The sequence below is a fragment of the Nocardia crassostreae genome, assembly GCF_001613405.1.
GTDB classification, from domain to species: Bacteria; Actinomycetota; Actinomycetes; order Mycobacteriales; family Mycobacteriaceae; genus Nocardia; species Nocardia crassostreae.
In genome coordinates this window covers 215,818-229,703 of the sequence record NZ_BDCH01000029.1, presented here as the reverse complement: position 1 = coordinate 229,703, position 13,886 = coordinate 215,818, and the positions used below count along the sequence as shown (strand labels likewise).

Genomic DNA, 13,886 nt, shown 5'->3' with positions numbered 1-13,886 from the left:
ATCAGTGCTCAGTCGACCGCGATGGCCTCCACGATGGGCAGCCGCGCGGCGCGCACCGCGGGCGGGATGGAATCGAGCAGCGCCAGGATCAAGGCGATGACCGCGTACACCACCAGCAGCGGACTCGGCTGGTAGACGACATCCACGGAGACCGTATTGGTCATGGCGATGGTGACCAGATAGTGCACGGCCGCGCCGATCGCCAGGCCCAGGCCCGCGCCCACCACGCCGATACCGGCGGCCTCGGCCAGCACCGCGCGCAGCAGGAAGCGGCGGCTGGTGCCCATGGCGCGCAGGACGCCGAGTTCACGGCGGCGTTCCAGGACCGAGAGCATGAGCGTATTGAGCAAGGCGATGGTGGCCACCAGCACCACGATCCAGAGAATCGAGGAGCTGAGCGACGTGCCCTGTTGCAAGCTCGACGAAATGGCCGCGACCGAGGCCGTGCCGGAGTCCACGTGCAGATCGGCCGGGACCACTTCGCGGATGGCAGCCTGCACCTGCGCCGGATCCGCGCCGGGCAGGAAGTCCACGCCGAGAATGGTTTCCCCGGGCCGCTGATACCACTGCCGCAGCACCTCGAGATCCATCAGCACCACGCCCGCGATGGCGGAGAAGTACGGGACCACCTCCAGCACCTCGACGCGGTGGATGCCGGTGGAGGTGGGCAGCTCGACCGTATCGCCCTTGCTCACGCCGAGCGACCGTGCCACATCACGGGATACGACCACGCCCTCGCCGAGTGCCATGCGGCGGAACACTTCCGCGCTCAGCGAATCGGTGACCGAGCTGCGCCCCTGGCCATCCTCGAAGGCCTGCAACATGACCCGGCCGCCGCCCAGGGTGGCGAAGGCCATCTGTGCCGAGCCGACACCCTCGACACCGGGCACTGCGGCGACCTTGGCCTTGAGGTCCGCAGGCAGGATGGGCCCGGTGGGGAACTCCGCCATCGAGCTCGGGCTGATGAACACGTCGGTGACGCCGAGCCCCTCGAATGTCTCGGCCGCGGAATCGACCATATTGCGGGTCGCACCGCCGATGGCCAGCGCGCTGGCGGTCATCGACAGACGGCCGAAATCGCCATTGGCCATATAGATTCCGGCGCCGACCAGCAGCCCGCCCAGCACCACCGCACCCCAGCGCAGCACCGGACTCGCGGTATCGGCCGTGGACGCGCCGACCGGCGCGAGCGCCTCGATGGGCTCCACCTTGTACACCTGGCGGGCCGCAATGGCCGCGGCGGCGACGCTGGCCAGCACGCAGGCCGCGACCGCCACGGGGACGGCATAGCCCGGCACGATGTACTCGGTGCGCGCCTCCACCGCATTGAGCATGGCCGCGGGTAGCCGATCGATGGCGCCGCGGCCCATGAGCAGGCCGAACAGCGATCCCACCAAGCCGCCGAACAGGCCGAGCAGCGCCGCCTCCGCGATCAGATCCCGCACCATGGGCCCGCGGCGGCCACCGATGGCGCGCAGCAGCGACAGCACCGGGCGGCGTTGCGCCACCGCCATACTCATGGCGTTGTAGATCAGGAACGCGGACACGATGAGCGCCGCCGCCGAGGAGGCGAGGGTCGAATAGCGCACCAGTTGCACGGTGCCGCCCGCCTGCACCGCGCGCAGTCCCGGATCGGCGACCACGGCGCGCCCCGCGACCACCTCCGTGAGCTTCGAACGCAACTGTGCCACATCGGCATTCGCGGTAGGCACGACCTGGATGGAGTCCAGCCGCCCAGCGCGGTCGGTGAGCTGCTGTGCCACCGGCAGCAGAGCGATGACGATATGCCCGCTGTTGAGCCGTTGCGACGCCTCGTCGTCGAGCACGCCGACGACCGTCGCGCTGACCGAGCCCAGCCGAAGCTGCTCGCCCACGTCGTAACCCATGGCCGCACCGGCCAGCACGCTGCCGGGCAGCAGTAGCTTGCCCGCCTGCTCGCGCAGCGCGCCGTTCACCTCGCCGCCCAGTTCGGAAGCGCTGGCGTCCGCGCCGATGAGCAGCGCCCGCTTGTCGTCGCCGCCGATGGACTGCCGCAGCATGGGCACGGCCGCCCGCACCCCGTCCACACCCCGGATCTGTTGCAGCAGGCCTTGATCGAACCCGGCATCGGTAACGCCGCTGACCTCCAGGACCGCATTGCCGCCCAGGCTGCGGCTGAGTTTGTCCACCGAGCCGGTAATCGATCCGGAGATGCTGAAGACCGAAACCAGCAGTCCGGCAGAGACTCCCATCACCACCATGGACATGGTGGTACGGCCGCGGTGCGCGAGCAGTTCGCCGATATTGAACAGCCGCAGCCGATCCCAGGCCGCGCGGATCATGCGCGCACCGCCCCGGCACCATCGGACGCAGCCCCGGCGTCGTCGGATTCGGGCGCGCCGAAATCGGTGGCCTTGCGGAAGGCTTCCGGAATGGCGCGTACCGCACCGTCATCGGTGCGTTCCACCCGCTCGGTGGAGCCGATGTGTCCGTCGCGCAGCGTGATGACCCGATCGCAGTAGCGCACCGCGCCCATATCGTGGGTCACCATCACCACCGAGTTACCGGCCTTGGTGATGTCGCCGAGCAATTCCAGAATGGCCGCGCCGGTCTTGGAATCCAGGTTCCCGGTGGGTTCGTCGGCCAGGATGAGCGGCGGATCCATGATCAGCGCCCGCGCCACCGCCACGCGCTGCATCTGCCCGCCGGACAGTTCCGCGGGGCGGTGCTCGGCGCGCTCGGACAGGCCGACCAGCTCGAGCAGTTCCAGGGCGCGCGGCTTGGCCTTGCGTAATCCGGTGCCGTCCAGCAGTTTCGGGATGGCAACGTTCTCCCAGGCCGACAGGGTCGGCAGCAGGTTGAAGAACTGGAAGATGAAACCGACCTTATGTCGCCGGAACTCGGACTGCCGATCGTCGTCGAGGTCGCCGATCTCCTTGTCCTGGAAGCGGATCGACCCCGAAGTCGGGGTGTCCAGCGCACCCAGCAGATGCAGCAGCGTGCTCTTGCCCGAGCCGGACGGCCCGATAATGGCAGTGAACTCACCCGCCTCGATGCGCAGGCCGATGCCGTCCAGCGCTCGCACGGACTGCTCCCCCACCCGGTATTCCTTGACGACGTCGGTCAGTTCCAGCATGGTCTTCCCCTTTTGGTGCGGCCGCCGCAGCGACGGCCCGATCTATCAGCTCGCGAGCGCTCGCGGACGCGGGCTGCGGTAGAGACGGTCGGTGTCGTAGGCGTCCAGGATCGCGCGCAGCGCGGGCTGTTCGGCGGCCAGTTCGTTGTGCACGTCCACCATCGATTTGCCTTGTGCCAGTGCGTGATCGAGTTTCACGGTGAGATGGTTCTCCCAGCGGTGCCGCAGGGCGAGCAGCACGCGGTCGAGGCCCGGCAGCTCGTCGAAGAGGTTCGGATCGAAGGGATCCCGGGCCGCCCGGTCCAGGACGGCGTGCAGGATGTCGGTGCGTGCGTGCAGGTCTGCCCAGGACATAGCCCCAGCCTTTCGTAACGCGCCCCAGATTCCGGTTGTGATCGGGCGCTGTGCCGATACCCCAGACGCTACGGACGGGCCGTGTTCCTGTCGTCGTGCCGCGGACGCGACTCGAGCTACTACCCCGGTAGGAGCCGCACACCTGCCCTCGGACGATGTACGCGGTCATCTCCGGCCATTAGCCTTGCAGAATGAACGTGACCAGCGCCACCCCGGCGGCCCTCGGGCGGGCGTTGCGGGAGCTGCGGGGCGTTCCGCGGGCCAGTGCGGAGCGAATCCGGCGGTTCGCCCGGAATCCCGCCGAGGAGTTCCGGCGCAATGTCGAGCGCACCGAGTACGGCTATCCCGTCCCGGTCGTCGCCATGATCGACGTCGTCGTCGTCCTGGTGGTCGGGATCATCGCCATGCTGCACCGCTACCAGGACGGATATTTTCCGAGCGTGCTGCCGATCGTCGCCCTGGTGGTGCTCAACCTGCACCTGCCGCTGTACGCCTTCCTGGGCATCTTTCCCAAACCGCTGATCGTCACCGTGCTCACGATGTCGGCCGCGGCGCTGTTCCTGGTACAGCCGGTTCCCACCGATATCGCGCCGTTCGTCCTGTTCGCCGCCGCAGGCGAGGTCGCCGCCATCACGCCGATGCTGGTGAGCATCCCCGTGGCCTGTGCCATGCTGGCCGAACTCGTGTTCTTCACCTCCATCGGACATGTCGACCTGCCGCTGCCGGTCTGGGTGGTCGGCATCCTGTGCGGCTGGATGGTCGGGCAACTGCTGAACTACCAACGCCGCTACCTGTTCCAGGAACGCGAGAATCAAGAGGTCAGAGCCGTGCAGGCCGCCGACGACGAACGCCGCCGCATTGCCCGCGAGGTGCACGATGTGATCGCGCACTCGCTGTCCATCACGCTGCTGCACGTGACCGCCGCCCGGCACGCGCTGCAAACCGACCGTGATGTGGACGAGGCGGTGGACGCGCTCACCGATGCCGAACGGCTCGGCCGCCAGGCCATGGCCGATATCCGGCGCACCGTGGGGTTGCTCGATCAACGGCCCGCATCGCAAGCGCCGGAACCCGGTCTGGAGGACGTCGGCGATCTGGTGGCGGATTTCGTCCGCGCCGGTATGACGGTGGACTACCGCCTCGACGGTGATGCCGCGTCGGTCTCGGCCGGTATCGGCTTGGCGCTGTACCGCATCAGCCAGGAATCCCTGGCGAATATCGCCAAGCACGCACCCGGGGCCAGGGCGCGGCTGCGGATCGCGATATCCGCCAGCGAGATCCGCGTCGATGTGAGCAATACGCTGCCTCCCGGCGCGGCCGCGCGCCCGGGCCGGGGTATGGGCATCTCCGGGATGCGCCAGCGCATCGGATTGCTCGACGGCACCCTGACCGCGGGTCCCTACGACGGCGGTTGGCATGTGCACGCGCGCATCCCGCTGACCGGCGAGCCGGTGACCGGCCTGGGCTGTATCGCCGTCGCCGCCGAGGATTCGCTGCGCACGGCCCTGCAATCGATGACCCGCAAGTTCGAGGCCCGCCCGGATGCGTTGGCGCCCAAGGAGATTCAGGAGGGTGCGTGACCGCGAACGCGGGCGAGGAGTTCGTCAATGTCCTCGTTGTGGACGATCAGGAACTGGTGCGCGGCGGGTTACGCCGAATCCTGCGCCGCCGTGACGGTTTCGCGGTCAGCGAATGCGCCGACGGCGACGAGGTGCCCGCCGCCGTCGCCGCCGATCGGCCCGATGTGGTGCTCATGGATCTGCGCATGAAGCGCATCGGCGGTATCGAGGCCACCCGCACGCTGCGGCTGCGCCCGGACGCGCCGCCGGTGCTGGTGCTCACCACCTTCGACGACGATCAACTGCTCTCCGGCGCGCTGCGCGCGGGGGCGGCCGGATTCCTGCTCAAGGACTCCCCCGCCGAGGATCTGATCCGCGCCGTGCGCACCGTGGCCGCGGGCGGGGCCTGGCTGGATCCGTCGGTGACCCCGCGCGTGCTGACCGCCTACCGCTCGGCGCGCCCGACGCCCGCGCCCGGCGACACCCACCTGTCCGAGCTCACCGTGCGTGAACTCGAAGTTCTCGAACTCATCGGCCACGGTCGGCTCAATGCCGAGATCGCGAACGAGCTCGGTATCTCCGAGGTGACCGTGAAAAGCCACGTGGGACACATCTTCGGGAAGCTCGGGTTACGGGATCGGGCGGCGGCGATCGTGTTCGCGTTTGACCACGGTGTAGTTTCCCCCGGAGAATCCACTTCTTAGAGGGGTGGGTCGCGGACATTTCGTCGTGCCCTCCCGGGAAGTTGGAGGTTTGACGGGGTGGAAGCACCGCCATCACGGGCCGGCGGCAGGTTCGGGCCGTACGAGTTGCGCTCGCTGCTGGGCAGAGGCGGTATGGGTGAGGTCTACGAGGCCTACGACACCGTCAAGGATCGGGTGGTGGCGCTCAAGCTGCTACCCGCCGAACTCGCGAAAGATCCCTCCTACCAGGAGCGTTTCCGCCGCGAATCACAGGCGGCGGCCCGGCTGGCCGAACCGCACATCATCCCCATCCACGACTGGGGCGAGATCGACGGTGTGCTCTACATCGATATGCGGCTGGTGCGCGGCCAGGATCTGCGCAGCCTGCTCGACTTCCAGGGCACCATGGCGCCGCTGCGCGCGGTCAATGTCGTCGACCAGATCGCGGCCGCCCTCGACGCCGCGCACTACTCGGGTCTCGTACACCGGGATGTGAAACCCGCCAACATCCTTGTCACTGATGCGGATTTCGCATATCTCGCCGACTTCGGCATTGCCCGCGCGGAGGGCGACACCACGCTCACCATCGCGGGCAGCGCCGTCGGCTCGTATGCGTACATGGCCCCGGAGCGGTTCGACTCCGGTCCGGTGACCGGGCGGGCCGATATCTACTCCCTCGGCTGCGTGCTGCACGAATGTCTCACCGGCAGCAAGCCGTTCCCGGCGGACAATATGAGTGTGCTGATCCGCGCGCACCTGTCCGAGCCGCCACCGCGGCCCAGCGCGCAGCAGGGCGGGATTCCGCCCGCCCTGGACGCGGTGGTCGCGCGGGCGCTGGCCAAGGATCCGAACAGCCGGTATCTGACGGCGGGCGAATTCGCGCGGGCCGCGCGCATCGCGCTCAGCGGCGGGACGGTCGCCGCCGCGCCGACCGAGGTGCTGCCGCTCGGGCGCACCGTACCGCCCGCACCGGAGCCGAGTGCGCCGCCGACCGTGCGGACCGCGCCGCCGGGTGTCCGCAATACCGATCCCACTGTGGTGCAACCGAATACCGGGAACTTCCCGCCGTACACCACGGGCAGCTTCCCGGTGGCGGGCGAGGAACCGGCGCCCACGGGCGAGCTGCCGGTCATCGTGCCCGCGGATCCGACCGTGGTGCGGGTCAGCGATCTGCACTACACGCCGCTGCCGCAGCAGGCGCAGCCGCGCGGACAGCAGCAACCGCAGCCGGTGTGGGGACACGCACAGCCGCAGGACTTTCCGTACGCGCCCGCGCCCGACCCATCGCTGTATCCGACCTCGGATCATCCGCGCTACGAGGATCCGCAGCCGCCGCCGCGGCGAACCTCGCGCAAGTCCATCGCGGTGCCCATGGCCATCGGCGTGCTGGTGATCGCCATGGCCGCCATTGCCGGTGCGGTGGGCTGGCAAGTCCTGGACGGCTCCCGTTCCGAATCACCGAAGACGACGGTGGCGCAGGACGATCCGAATATCACCGTGCCCTTGACCCAACCGAAGACCACGACGACCTCCGCGGCGCCCACGACGGTACAGCTGCCCGCGGGCGCGACACCGTGCACCCCGGTGTACGCCACCCTCGGCGGCTACACCACCTCCGCGATCGGAACCACTGTCACCAGTTGTCCTTTCGCGGAAGAAGTGCGCCGGGCGTATGCTGACTCGACGGCTGGCCGGCCGGGGACGGCAACCACGGTTGTGGCGGTCAGCCCGGTCACCGGCCGGGCGTACACGATGAACTGTACGGCGACAGGCAAATTGGTCACCTGCATCGGTGGCGAGAACGCGGTGGTGTATGTCTACTGATCCTATTCCGGCCTGTCGCAAGGCCGTTGCCCGAGGACTTGCGATGGCGGCCGTGCTCGCCGTCTCCGCCTGCGGAGTGGACCGGGTCGCGGGCAATCCGTTACCCGATCCGGCCGCCGTGGCGCTGGGCGCCGCCGGGGGTCCGGGCATGTCGATGATCGGACCTACCCTGCCCGATATGTTCGGGCTGCCCAATGTGGTTTCTCTCGCAGCCGATTTCGCCGATCTGGAGGCGGGACTGGACGGCAGCATAGGACTGGCCGTCATGCCCGTCGGCGGCGGCGATATGACGGTGCTGGGCGACTGGGTCGTCGGCGATGCCTGGTCGACCATCAAGGTGCCGCTGGCGCTGGCCGCGCTGCGCCAGGATCCCGAGGGGTTGCGCGATACCGCCGAGGCCGCCATCACCTATTCGGACAATGATGCGGCGCAGGCGCTTTGGGATTCACTCGGCACCGGCAACGAGGCGGCCGACGCGGTGAAGGCGGTGTTGCACGAGGCCGGGGATATGAATACCGATGTCGGGTCCCGGCACTCCGAGCTCGCCGCGCTGGGCGGCAATCAGCTCTACGAATTCGGCGCCACCGATTGGACACTGACCGATCAGGTGCGGTTCGCGGCGCAGTTGCCCTGCCTGCCGATGGCCAATCGGGTGGTCTCGTTCATGAGTGAGATCACCCCCAGCCAGAGCTGGGGACTGGGCCGGTTGATCGACGCCCAGTTCAAGGGCGGCTGGGGGCCGCACGACGATACCGGCAAGTACCTGGTTCGCCAGTTCGGTTTGATCCCAACGCTGTCCGGGCCCATCGCGGTGGCCATGGCCGCCGAACCGGAGTCCGGCTCCTTCGACGACGCCACCGACATGATGGACAAGATGGCCATGCTGATCGGGGAGCACCTACCGAACCTGCACGGCGGGCTCTGCAGCCACTGACACCGCCGTGCAGCCACTGACGCAATTGCGCCCGGACCGATAATCCGGGCGTACCTGCCCAATCCGGCAAATGGCGCTGAAATGCGGCTATACGCACTGCGTTTGACCCTGTCGCCCGGACCCATAACAATCCCTTGCGAATTGACGGGTTTATGTGTGTCTGCTAGGAACAGGGACTTACATGTACCCGGACACGATGGAGGTAAACCGGGTGGACGCATCGCAATCGCGGGCCGCTGATCGACAAGGCCTGCGAATTTCGCTGCGCCGCCGCTTCGCACGCGCGGCGGGTTGTGGTGCGGTGGCGGTACTACTGGCCGGGGTGATCGGCTGCACCGCCGAGGATCCGGTCATGGTGCCCAAGACCACCACCACCTCCGCCGGGCCCGCGACCACCACCGCGGGCATCGTCATGGCCATGCCCGGCAGTCTGGCCTGGGATTTCGGCAACGAGCTACGCCCGGCGCTGAACGGCAAGGTGGCCCTGGCGATTCTGCCGGTGGGCGGGGATCGCGTGGTGACCCTCGGCGATTGGACCAGTGGTCCGGCCTGGTCCACCATGAAGGTGCCGCTGGCCCTCGCCGCGCTGCGCCAGAATGCCGGGTACTCCGGCACCGCCGCCACGGCCATTACCTACTCCGACAATTCGGCCGCCGATACGCTCTGACAGTCGCTGGGCGCGCCCGCGGCCGCGGCACAGGCCGTGGAGGCGGTGCTGCGCGAGGGCGGCGATACCGTCACCACCGTGCCGTCGGCCCGGACGCGCTCGGAGTATTCGGCCTTCGGGCAGGCGGATTGGTCCATCGACGAGCAGGTGAGATTCGCCGCCAAACTGCCCTGCCTGGCGCAGTCCGAGAGCGTCACCAGCCTCATGGGGCAGATCAGCTACGGACAGCGCTGGGGACTGGGAATCTGGACGGCGCCGAATTCAAGGGCGGCTGGGGGCCCGATACCAGCGGAAACTATCTGGTCCGGCAGTTCGGGTTGATTCCGGTCGAGAAGGGCCAGGTGGCCATTGCGATCGCCGCCGCGCCCACCTCCGGCTCCTTCGACGACGGCACCGTCATGCTCAACAAGGTGGCGGCGCTGATCGGCGAGCATCTGGGCGAGCTGCAGGGCGGGGTCTGCTGAAACACGCGCCGACCGGCGCATCGGGCAGGTCTTAACCCGCGGTTCACGGGGGTGCGCCCCACGGACTCCCGCGCTCGGGGCAAGATAGGTCACATGCGCATCGGAGTCTTGACCGGAGGCGGGGACTGCCCTGGCCTGAACGCCGTGATCCGGGCCGTCGTTCGTACCGCGAACGGCCGCTGGGGGGATGCGATCGTCGGCTTCCAGGACGGGTGGCGCGGGCTACTTGAGGATCGCAAGATCCAGATCCTCAATAACGATCGCACCGACCGGCTGCTCACCAAGGGCGGCACCATTCTCGGCACCGCCCGCACCAATCCGGATGTGCTGCGCGCCGGCTTGCCCCGGATCAAGCAGACTCTCGACGACAATGGCATCGACGCGCTCATCCCCATCGGCGGTGAGGGGACACTGACCGCGGCCAGCTGGCTGGCCGACGAGGGCGTGCCCGTGGTGGGCGTGCCCAAGACCATCGACAACGATATCGACTGCACCGACACCACCTTCGGGCACGACACCGCCATCTCCATTGCCACCGAGGCCATCGACCGGCTGCACACCACGGCGGAATCGCATCAGCGCGTCATGCTGGTGGAGGTCATGGGGCGGCATGCGGGCTGGATCGCCATCAACTCCGGGATGGCGTCGGGGGCGCATCTGACGCTGGTGCCCGAGGTGCCCTTCGATGTGGACGAGATGTGCGCCATGATGAAACGGCGTTTCCAGCGCGGGGATTCGCATTTCATCTGCGTGGTGGCCGAGGGGGCCACGCCCGATCCCAAGTCCATGAGCCTGCGCGACGGCGGGATCGACGAGTTCGGGCATGTGCGGTTCACCGGTGTGGCGCAGCAGCTGGCGCCGGAGATCGAGCGGCGCATCGGCAAGGAGGTGCGGGTGACCGTGCTCGGGCATGTGCAGCGCGGCGGGACGCCGACGCCGTACGACCGGGTGCTCGCCACGCGTTTCGGCGTGCATGCCGCAGAAGCCGTGCATGCGGGGCAATTCGGGCAAATGGTTGCGTTGCACGGCACCGAAATCGAACTGGTGCCGCTGTCGGAAGCCACCAAACAGCTCAAACTGGTTCCGCAGGAACGCTACCGGGAAGCTGCGGCCTTCTTCGGCTGAGCACAGTGCTCGGGCCCCGTTTCGCGCGCGGGGCCCGATGCGTTTCCGTTCCGCGCCGCGCCCTAGCGGCGATCGAAGCGGCCGGTCACCAATGCCGCGGTGAACCGATCCCATTCGGCCGGGCCGAAAAACAATTTCGGACCGGTCGGATTCTTGCTATCGCGTACTCCCACACCGCTGTCCAGGAAGGCGATTTCCACGCATTCCTTCGCCCCGGTGCTGCGGGCGCTCTTGAACCACCGGACACCGGACGGTTCGTTCACGTCGCGTACTCCTTCGCTGCCTTCCGCAAGAGATCTCTGCTGCTCGCCTCATCCAGCGCCGCGCGCTCGATGGACTGGTACGCCTGGTGATATTTCTCGACTGCGGCCTGCTTCTCGAGATACAGGTCGCCCAGAAAGTTCTCCAGGTACACCACGGTGGGTTCGACCGGTCGGTTTCCGCTGTCCCGGCCGAATTCCAGAATCACGAACGGCCCGACGGTATGCCCGATCGGGACGCCCGCGGAGAAGGGTAGTACACGAACCGCTATCGACGGCAGTGTCGACATGTCCGCCACGCGCCGCAATTGCGCCGCCATGATCGGCGGAGCGCCCACGACCCGGCGTAATGCGGTTTCGTGGATCACGACGGCGAAGGTTGCGGGACTGCGTTTTCTGGTCAAAAGGGACTGGCGGCGGATCTTCAACTGCACCCGGCGGTCGATCTGATCGGGGGCAGCATCCGGCCAGTAATCGCTGATGAGAATGCGTGCGTAGTCGGTGGTCTGCATGAGGCCGGGGATCAGATCGGGCTGATAGGAGATCAGTGCGCGGGCCGAAGCCTCCAGGCCGACATACACATTGAAACCCTCCGGAATGAGGTCGTCGTATTCGTGCCACCAGGACTTGACACTGGCCTGCTGGGCCAGACCCAGCAGGGCGGTGGTGAACTCCTCGTCGAAGTCGTAGATACGGCACAATTCCCAGATATCGAGCACCCGGATCTTCTCGGCGTTACCGGTTTCCAAACGCTGGAGTTTCGATTCGCTCCACTCCATCAGGCCGGCCGCCTCGGCGATGGTCATATTGCATTGCATGCGCCCCTCGCGCAGGTATCGGCCCAGCTGGCGGCGCGGCAGAGTGGAACCATGGTCGGACATCGAATCCTCCCCCACGAAGGCGGTTTTCGGTCACTGTGAACGATGCTCCCATGCGATATGAATGCTGACCTGGCGGTTTCACAAAACTCCGCCGCCGCATGCGGAATCGATTGCTGTGTCGTCGCCCGGATGCTGTACTCGAGGCGCGCCCGGTGAGAGCCGGAACCCTGATGTCTGGACCACTCGTCCCCGAGCCGGGCGCACCACTTTTTCTACGCGCCCGTGAACAACCGTCGGCGAGCACGCGTATTCCTCATGCGAGCGGCCGAATCTCGATACGCTTGCCTCAGGTCCGACGCAGTGACCGCCCCGTGCACCCGCGCCGGATCACGTTTTGCACAGGACCCTGCGCTGCACCCCGGCGGAAACCATGATGTATCTCTTCGACTGCACCATCGACCCCGGCGACCTCACCCTCCCCCAGGCCCACCAAGCCATGCAGATCCACATGTGCTGCACCGTCGACAACTGCCTGGTACGCCGCCGCGCCCGCCAGATCCTCGTCGACACCGGCCAAATGGTCCTGGCCCAAGACGCCGCCCCCTAACCCCACCCGCCCACCGTCACCCCACCAGCGCCACCACCAACCCCCACGCCCCCACCGCCGTAGCCCGCGCCCCCTCCGCCCCCCAGAAACTCTTGTAGCCCCACCAAACCGGCCACAGCCGCCCACCGACGCTGCCCGCACCCTTGCGGCAGCAACCGGCCGCCTGGCAGATCGTCGTCACCGGCCAGATGGTCCCGGGCCCGCGCCGTCGTCCCCGGCACTCACCCGCCCAGTGTCACGACCACCAAGGCCAGCATCAACACCAGGGCCACCACGGCCAGGCCGAGCACCACCAGCGCGGTTGTCTGCGACGCCTCGGCTCGCGGGGGGTGTTGTGGCCCAACCAGACCGGGCGGATACGAACCGGGCGGTTGCTGCCCGAAGACCTGGAGGGCGAGACCGCCGCCTGCCGGGTACGCCCCGAACTCCCCGCCGAGGGCGGGTGGAGCGATCCGCCCCACGCCACTGCCCTCGACCTCGTCGCCAGACGGGACGAAGGCCCCGGACTCCGGATTCCTCAGTTCGGCACCGGGATACGCACCCGGATCCTCGGCCAGGGACGGTTGCGCACGGGATTCATCCGCGCGCACAGCCAGCGGCGTGACATCGGTCCGTGCTCGTGCGCGCTGCTCCGCCTCAGGCGAACTGCGCTGCCCTGCTTCCGGATAACACACCGACCCCGACTCGCCGCCGGGCTCTCGACTCGCGCCAGCACCTCCCGCTGCGGCCACATCCTCCGAATAGGCTGCGGTTCCAGACAATTCCGGCGTCACACCGGCCGCACCCCGAGTCGTCTCCACCGCGCCCAGCGGTATCCCCGTCGAGCCCGCAGCCATACCCGGCCCGGCCTCCGGGGTAGCGGCATGCGCTCCGGCCGCGCCGCGCGCCGGACTCTCGCCGAACGGTGCCGCAGCCTCGGAGCTCGGTGAATCCGACTCCTGCCGGAGGGTCTCGCCGCCTGGCGAATGCTGTGCGGCATTCCCGAACTCGGCATCCTGACCCGGCCGCGCCCAGCCGAACGCCACATCGGCGGCAGCTGCCCCGGCCTCCGCACCCGAGTAGCGTGCGGCAGTACCAGGGTCAGCCGCGTCGTCCTGCGCGCCTCCCCACGCTGGGTCCTGGTGTGCGTGGACGGCGGCGGGACCACCCACAGCCGGTTCGTCCGTGGCGCTGTCACCGCCGCGTGTCGCAGACCCGAATCCCTCGCGAGGTCTGGTCGCGGCCCCGCCCGAATGCGGTGTCGCTCCCGGGGATTCGTCTGCCTCGTCGACCGGCGGAGATCCCGTCGGCGACGGGCTTGCCGCCGCCGCGGTCCACTGCGGCGGGCACACGTGCTTCTTCTCCTCCGGGTTGAGCACCGCGTCGCCGCGCTGCGGCGTGTCAGGCCGACTGGCCGCCCCGGCACCGGAATAGCCTGCGGCGGTCGCCGGGTCCACCGGCTCGTCAACCGGAGCAATCGTTGTCGGCATCGCG

At 68.2% G+C, this 13,886-nt stretch carries 16 protein-coding genes; 9 read left to right on the top strand and 7 right to left on the bottom strand.

What is annotated here, in order from left to right; genetic code table 11:
* Window positions 1-8: 8 nt before the first annotated feature.
* Genes NC4_RS29410 through NC4_RS29400 form a run of 3 tightly spaced genes read right to left on the bottom strand, consistent with a single transcriptional unit; the run spans window position 9 to window position 3,469 of the window.
* Window positions 9-2,321, bottom strand: coding sequence for an ABC transporter permease (locus NC4_RS29410; protein WP_067544635.1), 2,313 nt, complete (start codon window positions 2,319-2,321; stop codon window positions 9-11).
* Entirely contained in the window at window positions 2,318-3,115 is a 798-nt protein-coding gene (locus tag NC4_RS29405; protein WP_084529884.1) for an ABC transporter ATP-binding protein, read from the bottom strand. Before NC4_RS29405 ends, NC4_RS29410 begins: the two co-directional genes overlap by 4 nt.
* Before the next feature lie 45 nt (window positions 3,116-3,160).
* A complete protein-coding gene (locus NC4_RS29400) occupies window positions 3,161-3,469 on the bottom strand; it encodes a hypothetical protein (RefSeq protein WP_067544633.1) in 309 nt (102 codons plus the stop codon).
* Window positions 3,470-3,660: 191 nt separating this feature from the next.
* On the opposite strand from NC4_RS29400, the gene NC4_RS29395 reads away from it, so the two are divergent.
* From NC4_RS29395 to NC4_RS29365, 8 genes are all read left to right on the top strand, one after another.
* Entirely contained in the window at window positions 3,661-5,049 is a 1,389-nt protein-coding gene (locus tag NC4_RS29395; RefSeq protein ID WP_067544631.1) for a sensor histidine kinase, read from the top strand.
* A complete protein-coding gene (locus NC4_RS29390; protein WP_067544628.1) occupies window positions 5,046-5,732 on the top strand; it encodes a response regulator in 687 nt (228 codons plus the stop codon). The genes NC4_RS29395 and NC4_RS29390 overlap by 4 nt, the downstream gene beginning before the upstream one ends.
* Before the next feature lie 57 nt (window positions 5,733-5,789).
* Window positions 5,790-7,535, top strand: coding sequence for a serine/threonine-protein kinase (locus NC4_RS29385; RefSeq protein WP_067544626.1), 1,746 nt, complete (start codon window positions 5,790-5,792; stop codon window positions 7,533-7,535).
* 43 nt (window positions 7,536-7,578) lie between these two features.
* Window positions 7,579-8,469: a serine hydrolase gene (locus tag NC4_RS29380; protein ID WP_245722000.1), complete on the top strand. Its 891-nt coding sequence runs from the start codon at window positions 7,579-7,581 to the stop codon at window positions 8,467-8,469.
* A gap of 211 nt (window positions 8,470-8,680) precedes the next feature.
* Window positions 8,681-9,136: a serine hydrolase gene (locus tag NC4_RS43370; protein WP_245721999.1), complete on the top strand. Its 456-nt coding sequence runs from the start codon at window positions 8,681-8,683 to the stop codon at window positions 9,134-9,136.
* A 36-nt stretch (window positions 9,137-9,172) separates the two neighbouring features.
* Window positions 9,173-9,457, top strand: a complete 285-nt coding sequence (locus NC4_RS43365; RefSeq protein WP_067544620.1) for a hypothetical protein — start codon at window positions 9,173-9,175, stop codon at window positions 9,455-9,457.
* A gap of 20 nt (window positions 9,458-9,477) precedes the next feature.
* Entirely contained in the window at window positions 9,478-9,600 is a 123-nt protein-coding gene (locus NC4_RS44170) for a hypothetical protein (RefSeq protein WP_281186471.1), read from the top strand.
* Window positions 9,601-9,693: 93 nt separating this feature from the next.
* Complete coding sequence (locus NC4_RS29365) at window positions 9,694-10,725, top strand: ATP-dependent 6-phosphofructokinase (RefSeq protein ID WP_067544617.1); 1,032 nt, start codon at window positions 9,694-9,696, stop codon at window positions 10,723-10,725.
* Window positions 10,726-10,787: 62 nt separating this feature from the next.
* On the opposite strand, the gene NC4_RS29360 is transcribed toward NC4_RS29365, so the two are convergent.
* Both NC4_RS29360 and NC4_RS29355 read right to left on the bottom strand, forming a co-directional pair.
* A complete protein-coding gene (locus NC4_RS29360; RefSeq protein WP_067544615.1) occupies window positions 10,788-10,988 on the bottom strand; it encodes a DUF397 domain-containing protein in 201 nt (66 codons plus the stop codon).
* Window positions 10,985-11,866, bottom strand: coding sequence for a helix-turn-helix domain-containing protein (locus NC4_RS29355; protein ID WP_067544613.1), 882 nt, complete (start codon window positions 11,864-11,866; stop codon window positions 10,985-10,987). Before NC4_RS29355 ends, NC4_RS29360 begins: the two co-directional genes overlap by 4 nt.
* Before the next feature lie 334 nt (window positions 11,867-12,200).
* Here NC4_RS29355 and NC4_RS40640 point away from each other — a divergent pair, with 334 nt between their 5' ends.
* Entirely contained in the window at window positions 12,201-12,413 is a 213-nt protein-coding gene (locus NC4_RS40640; protein ID WP_157555287.1) for a hypothetical protein, read from the top strand.
* Window positions 12,414-12,429: 16 nt separating this feature from the next.
* Here NC4_RS40640 and NC4_RS41425 read toward each other — a convergent pair whose 3' ends face one another.
* A complete protein-coding gene (locus NC4_RS41425; RefSeq protein ID WP_157555286.1) occupies window positions 12,430-12,594 on the bottom strand; it encodes a hypothetical protein in 165 nt (54 codons plus the stop codon).
* Window positions 12,595-12,634: 40 nt separating this feature from the next.
* Entirely contained in the window at window positions 12,635-13,882 is a 1,248-nt protein-coding gene (locus tag NC4_RS40630; RefSeq protein ID WP_157555285.1) for a hypothetical protein, read from the bottom strand.
* Between the last annotated feature and the right edge of the window lie 4 nt (window positions 13,883-13,886).

Bases quoted from the DNA above. Each gene is read 5' to 3' on its own strand.
- NC4_RS29410 (WP_067544635.1), bottom strand. From the start codon at position 2,321: ATGATCCGCGCGGCCTGGGATCGGCTGCGGCTGTTCAATATCGGCGAA.
- NC4_RS29405 (WP_084529884.1), bottom strand. From the start codon at position 3,115: ATGCTGGAACTGACCGACGTCGTCAAGGAATACCGGGTGGGGGAGCAG.
- NC4_RS29400 (WP_067544633.1), bottom strand. From the start codon at position 3,469: ATGTCCTGGGCAGACCTGCACGCACGCACCGACATCCTGCACGCCGTC.
- NC4_RS29395 (WP_067544631.1), top strand. From the start codon at position 3,661: ATGAACGTGACCAGCGCCACCCCGGCGGCCCTCGGGCGGGCGTTGCGG.
- NC4_RS29380 (WP_245722000.1), top strand. From the start codon at position 7,579: ATGGCGGCCGTGCTCGCCGTCTCCGCCTGCGGAGTGGACCGGGTCGCG.
- NC4_RS29365 (WP_067544617.1), top strand. From the start codon at position 9,694: ATGCGCATCGGAGTCTTGACCGGAGGCGGGGACTGCCCTGGCCTGAAC.
- NC4_RS29355 (WP_067544613.1), bottom strand. From the start codon at position 11,866: ATGTCCGACCATGGTTCCACTCTGCCGCGCCGCCAGCTGGGCCGATAC.
- NC4_RS40630 (WP_157555285.1), bottom strand. From the start codon at position 13,882: ATGCCGACAACGATTGCTCCGGTTGACGAGCCGGTGGACCCGGCGACC.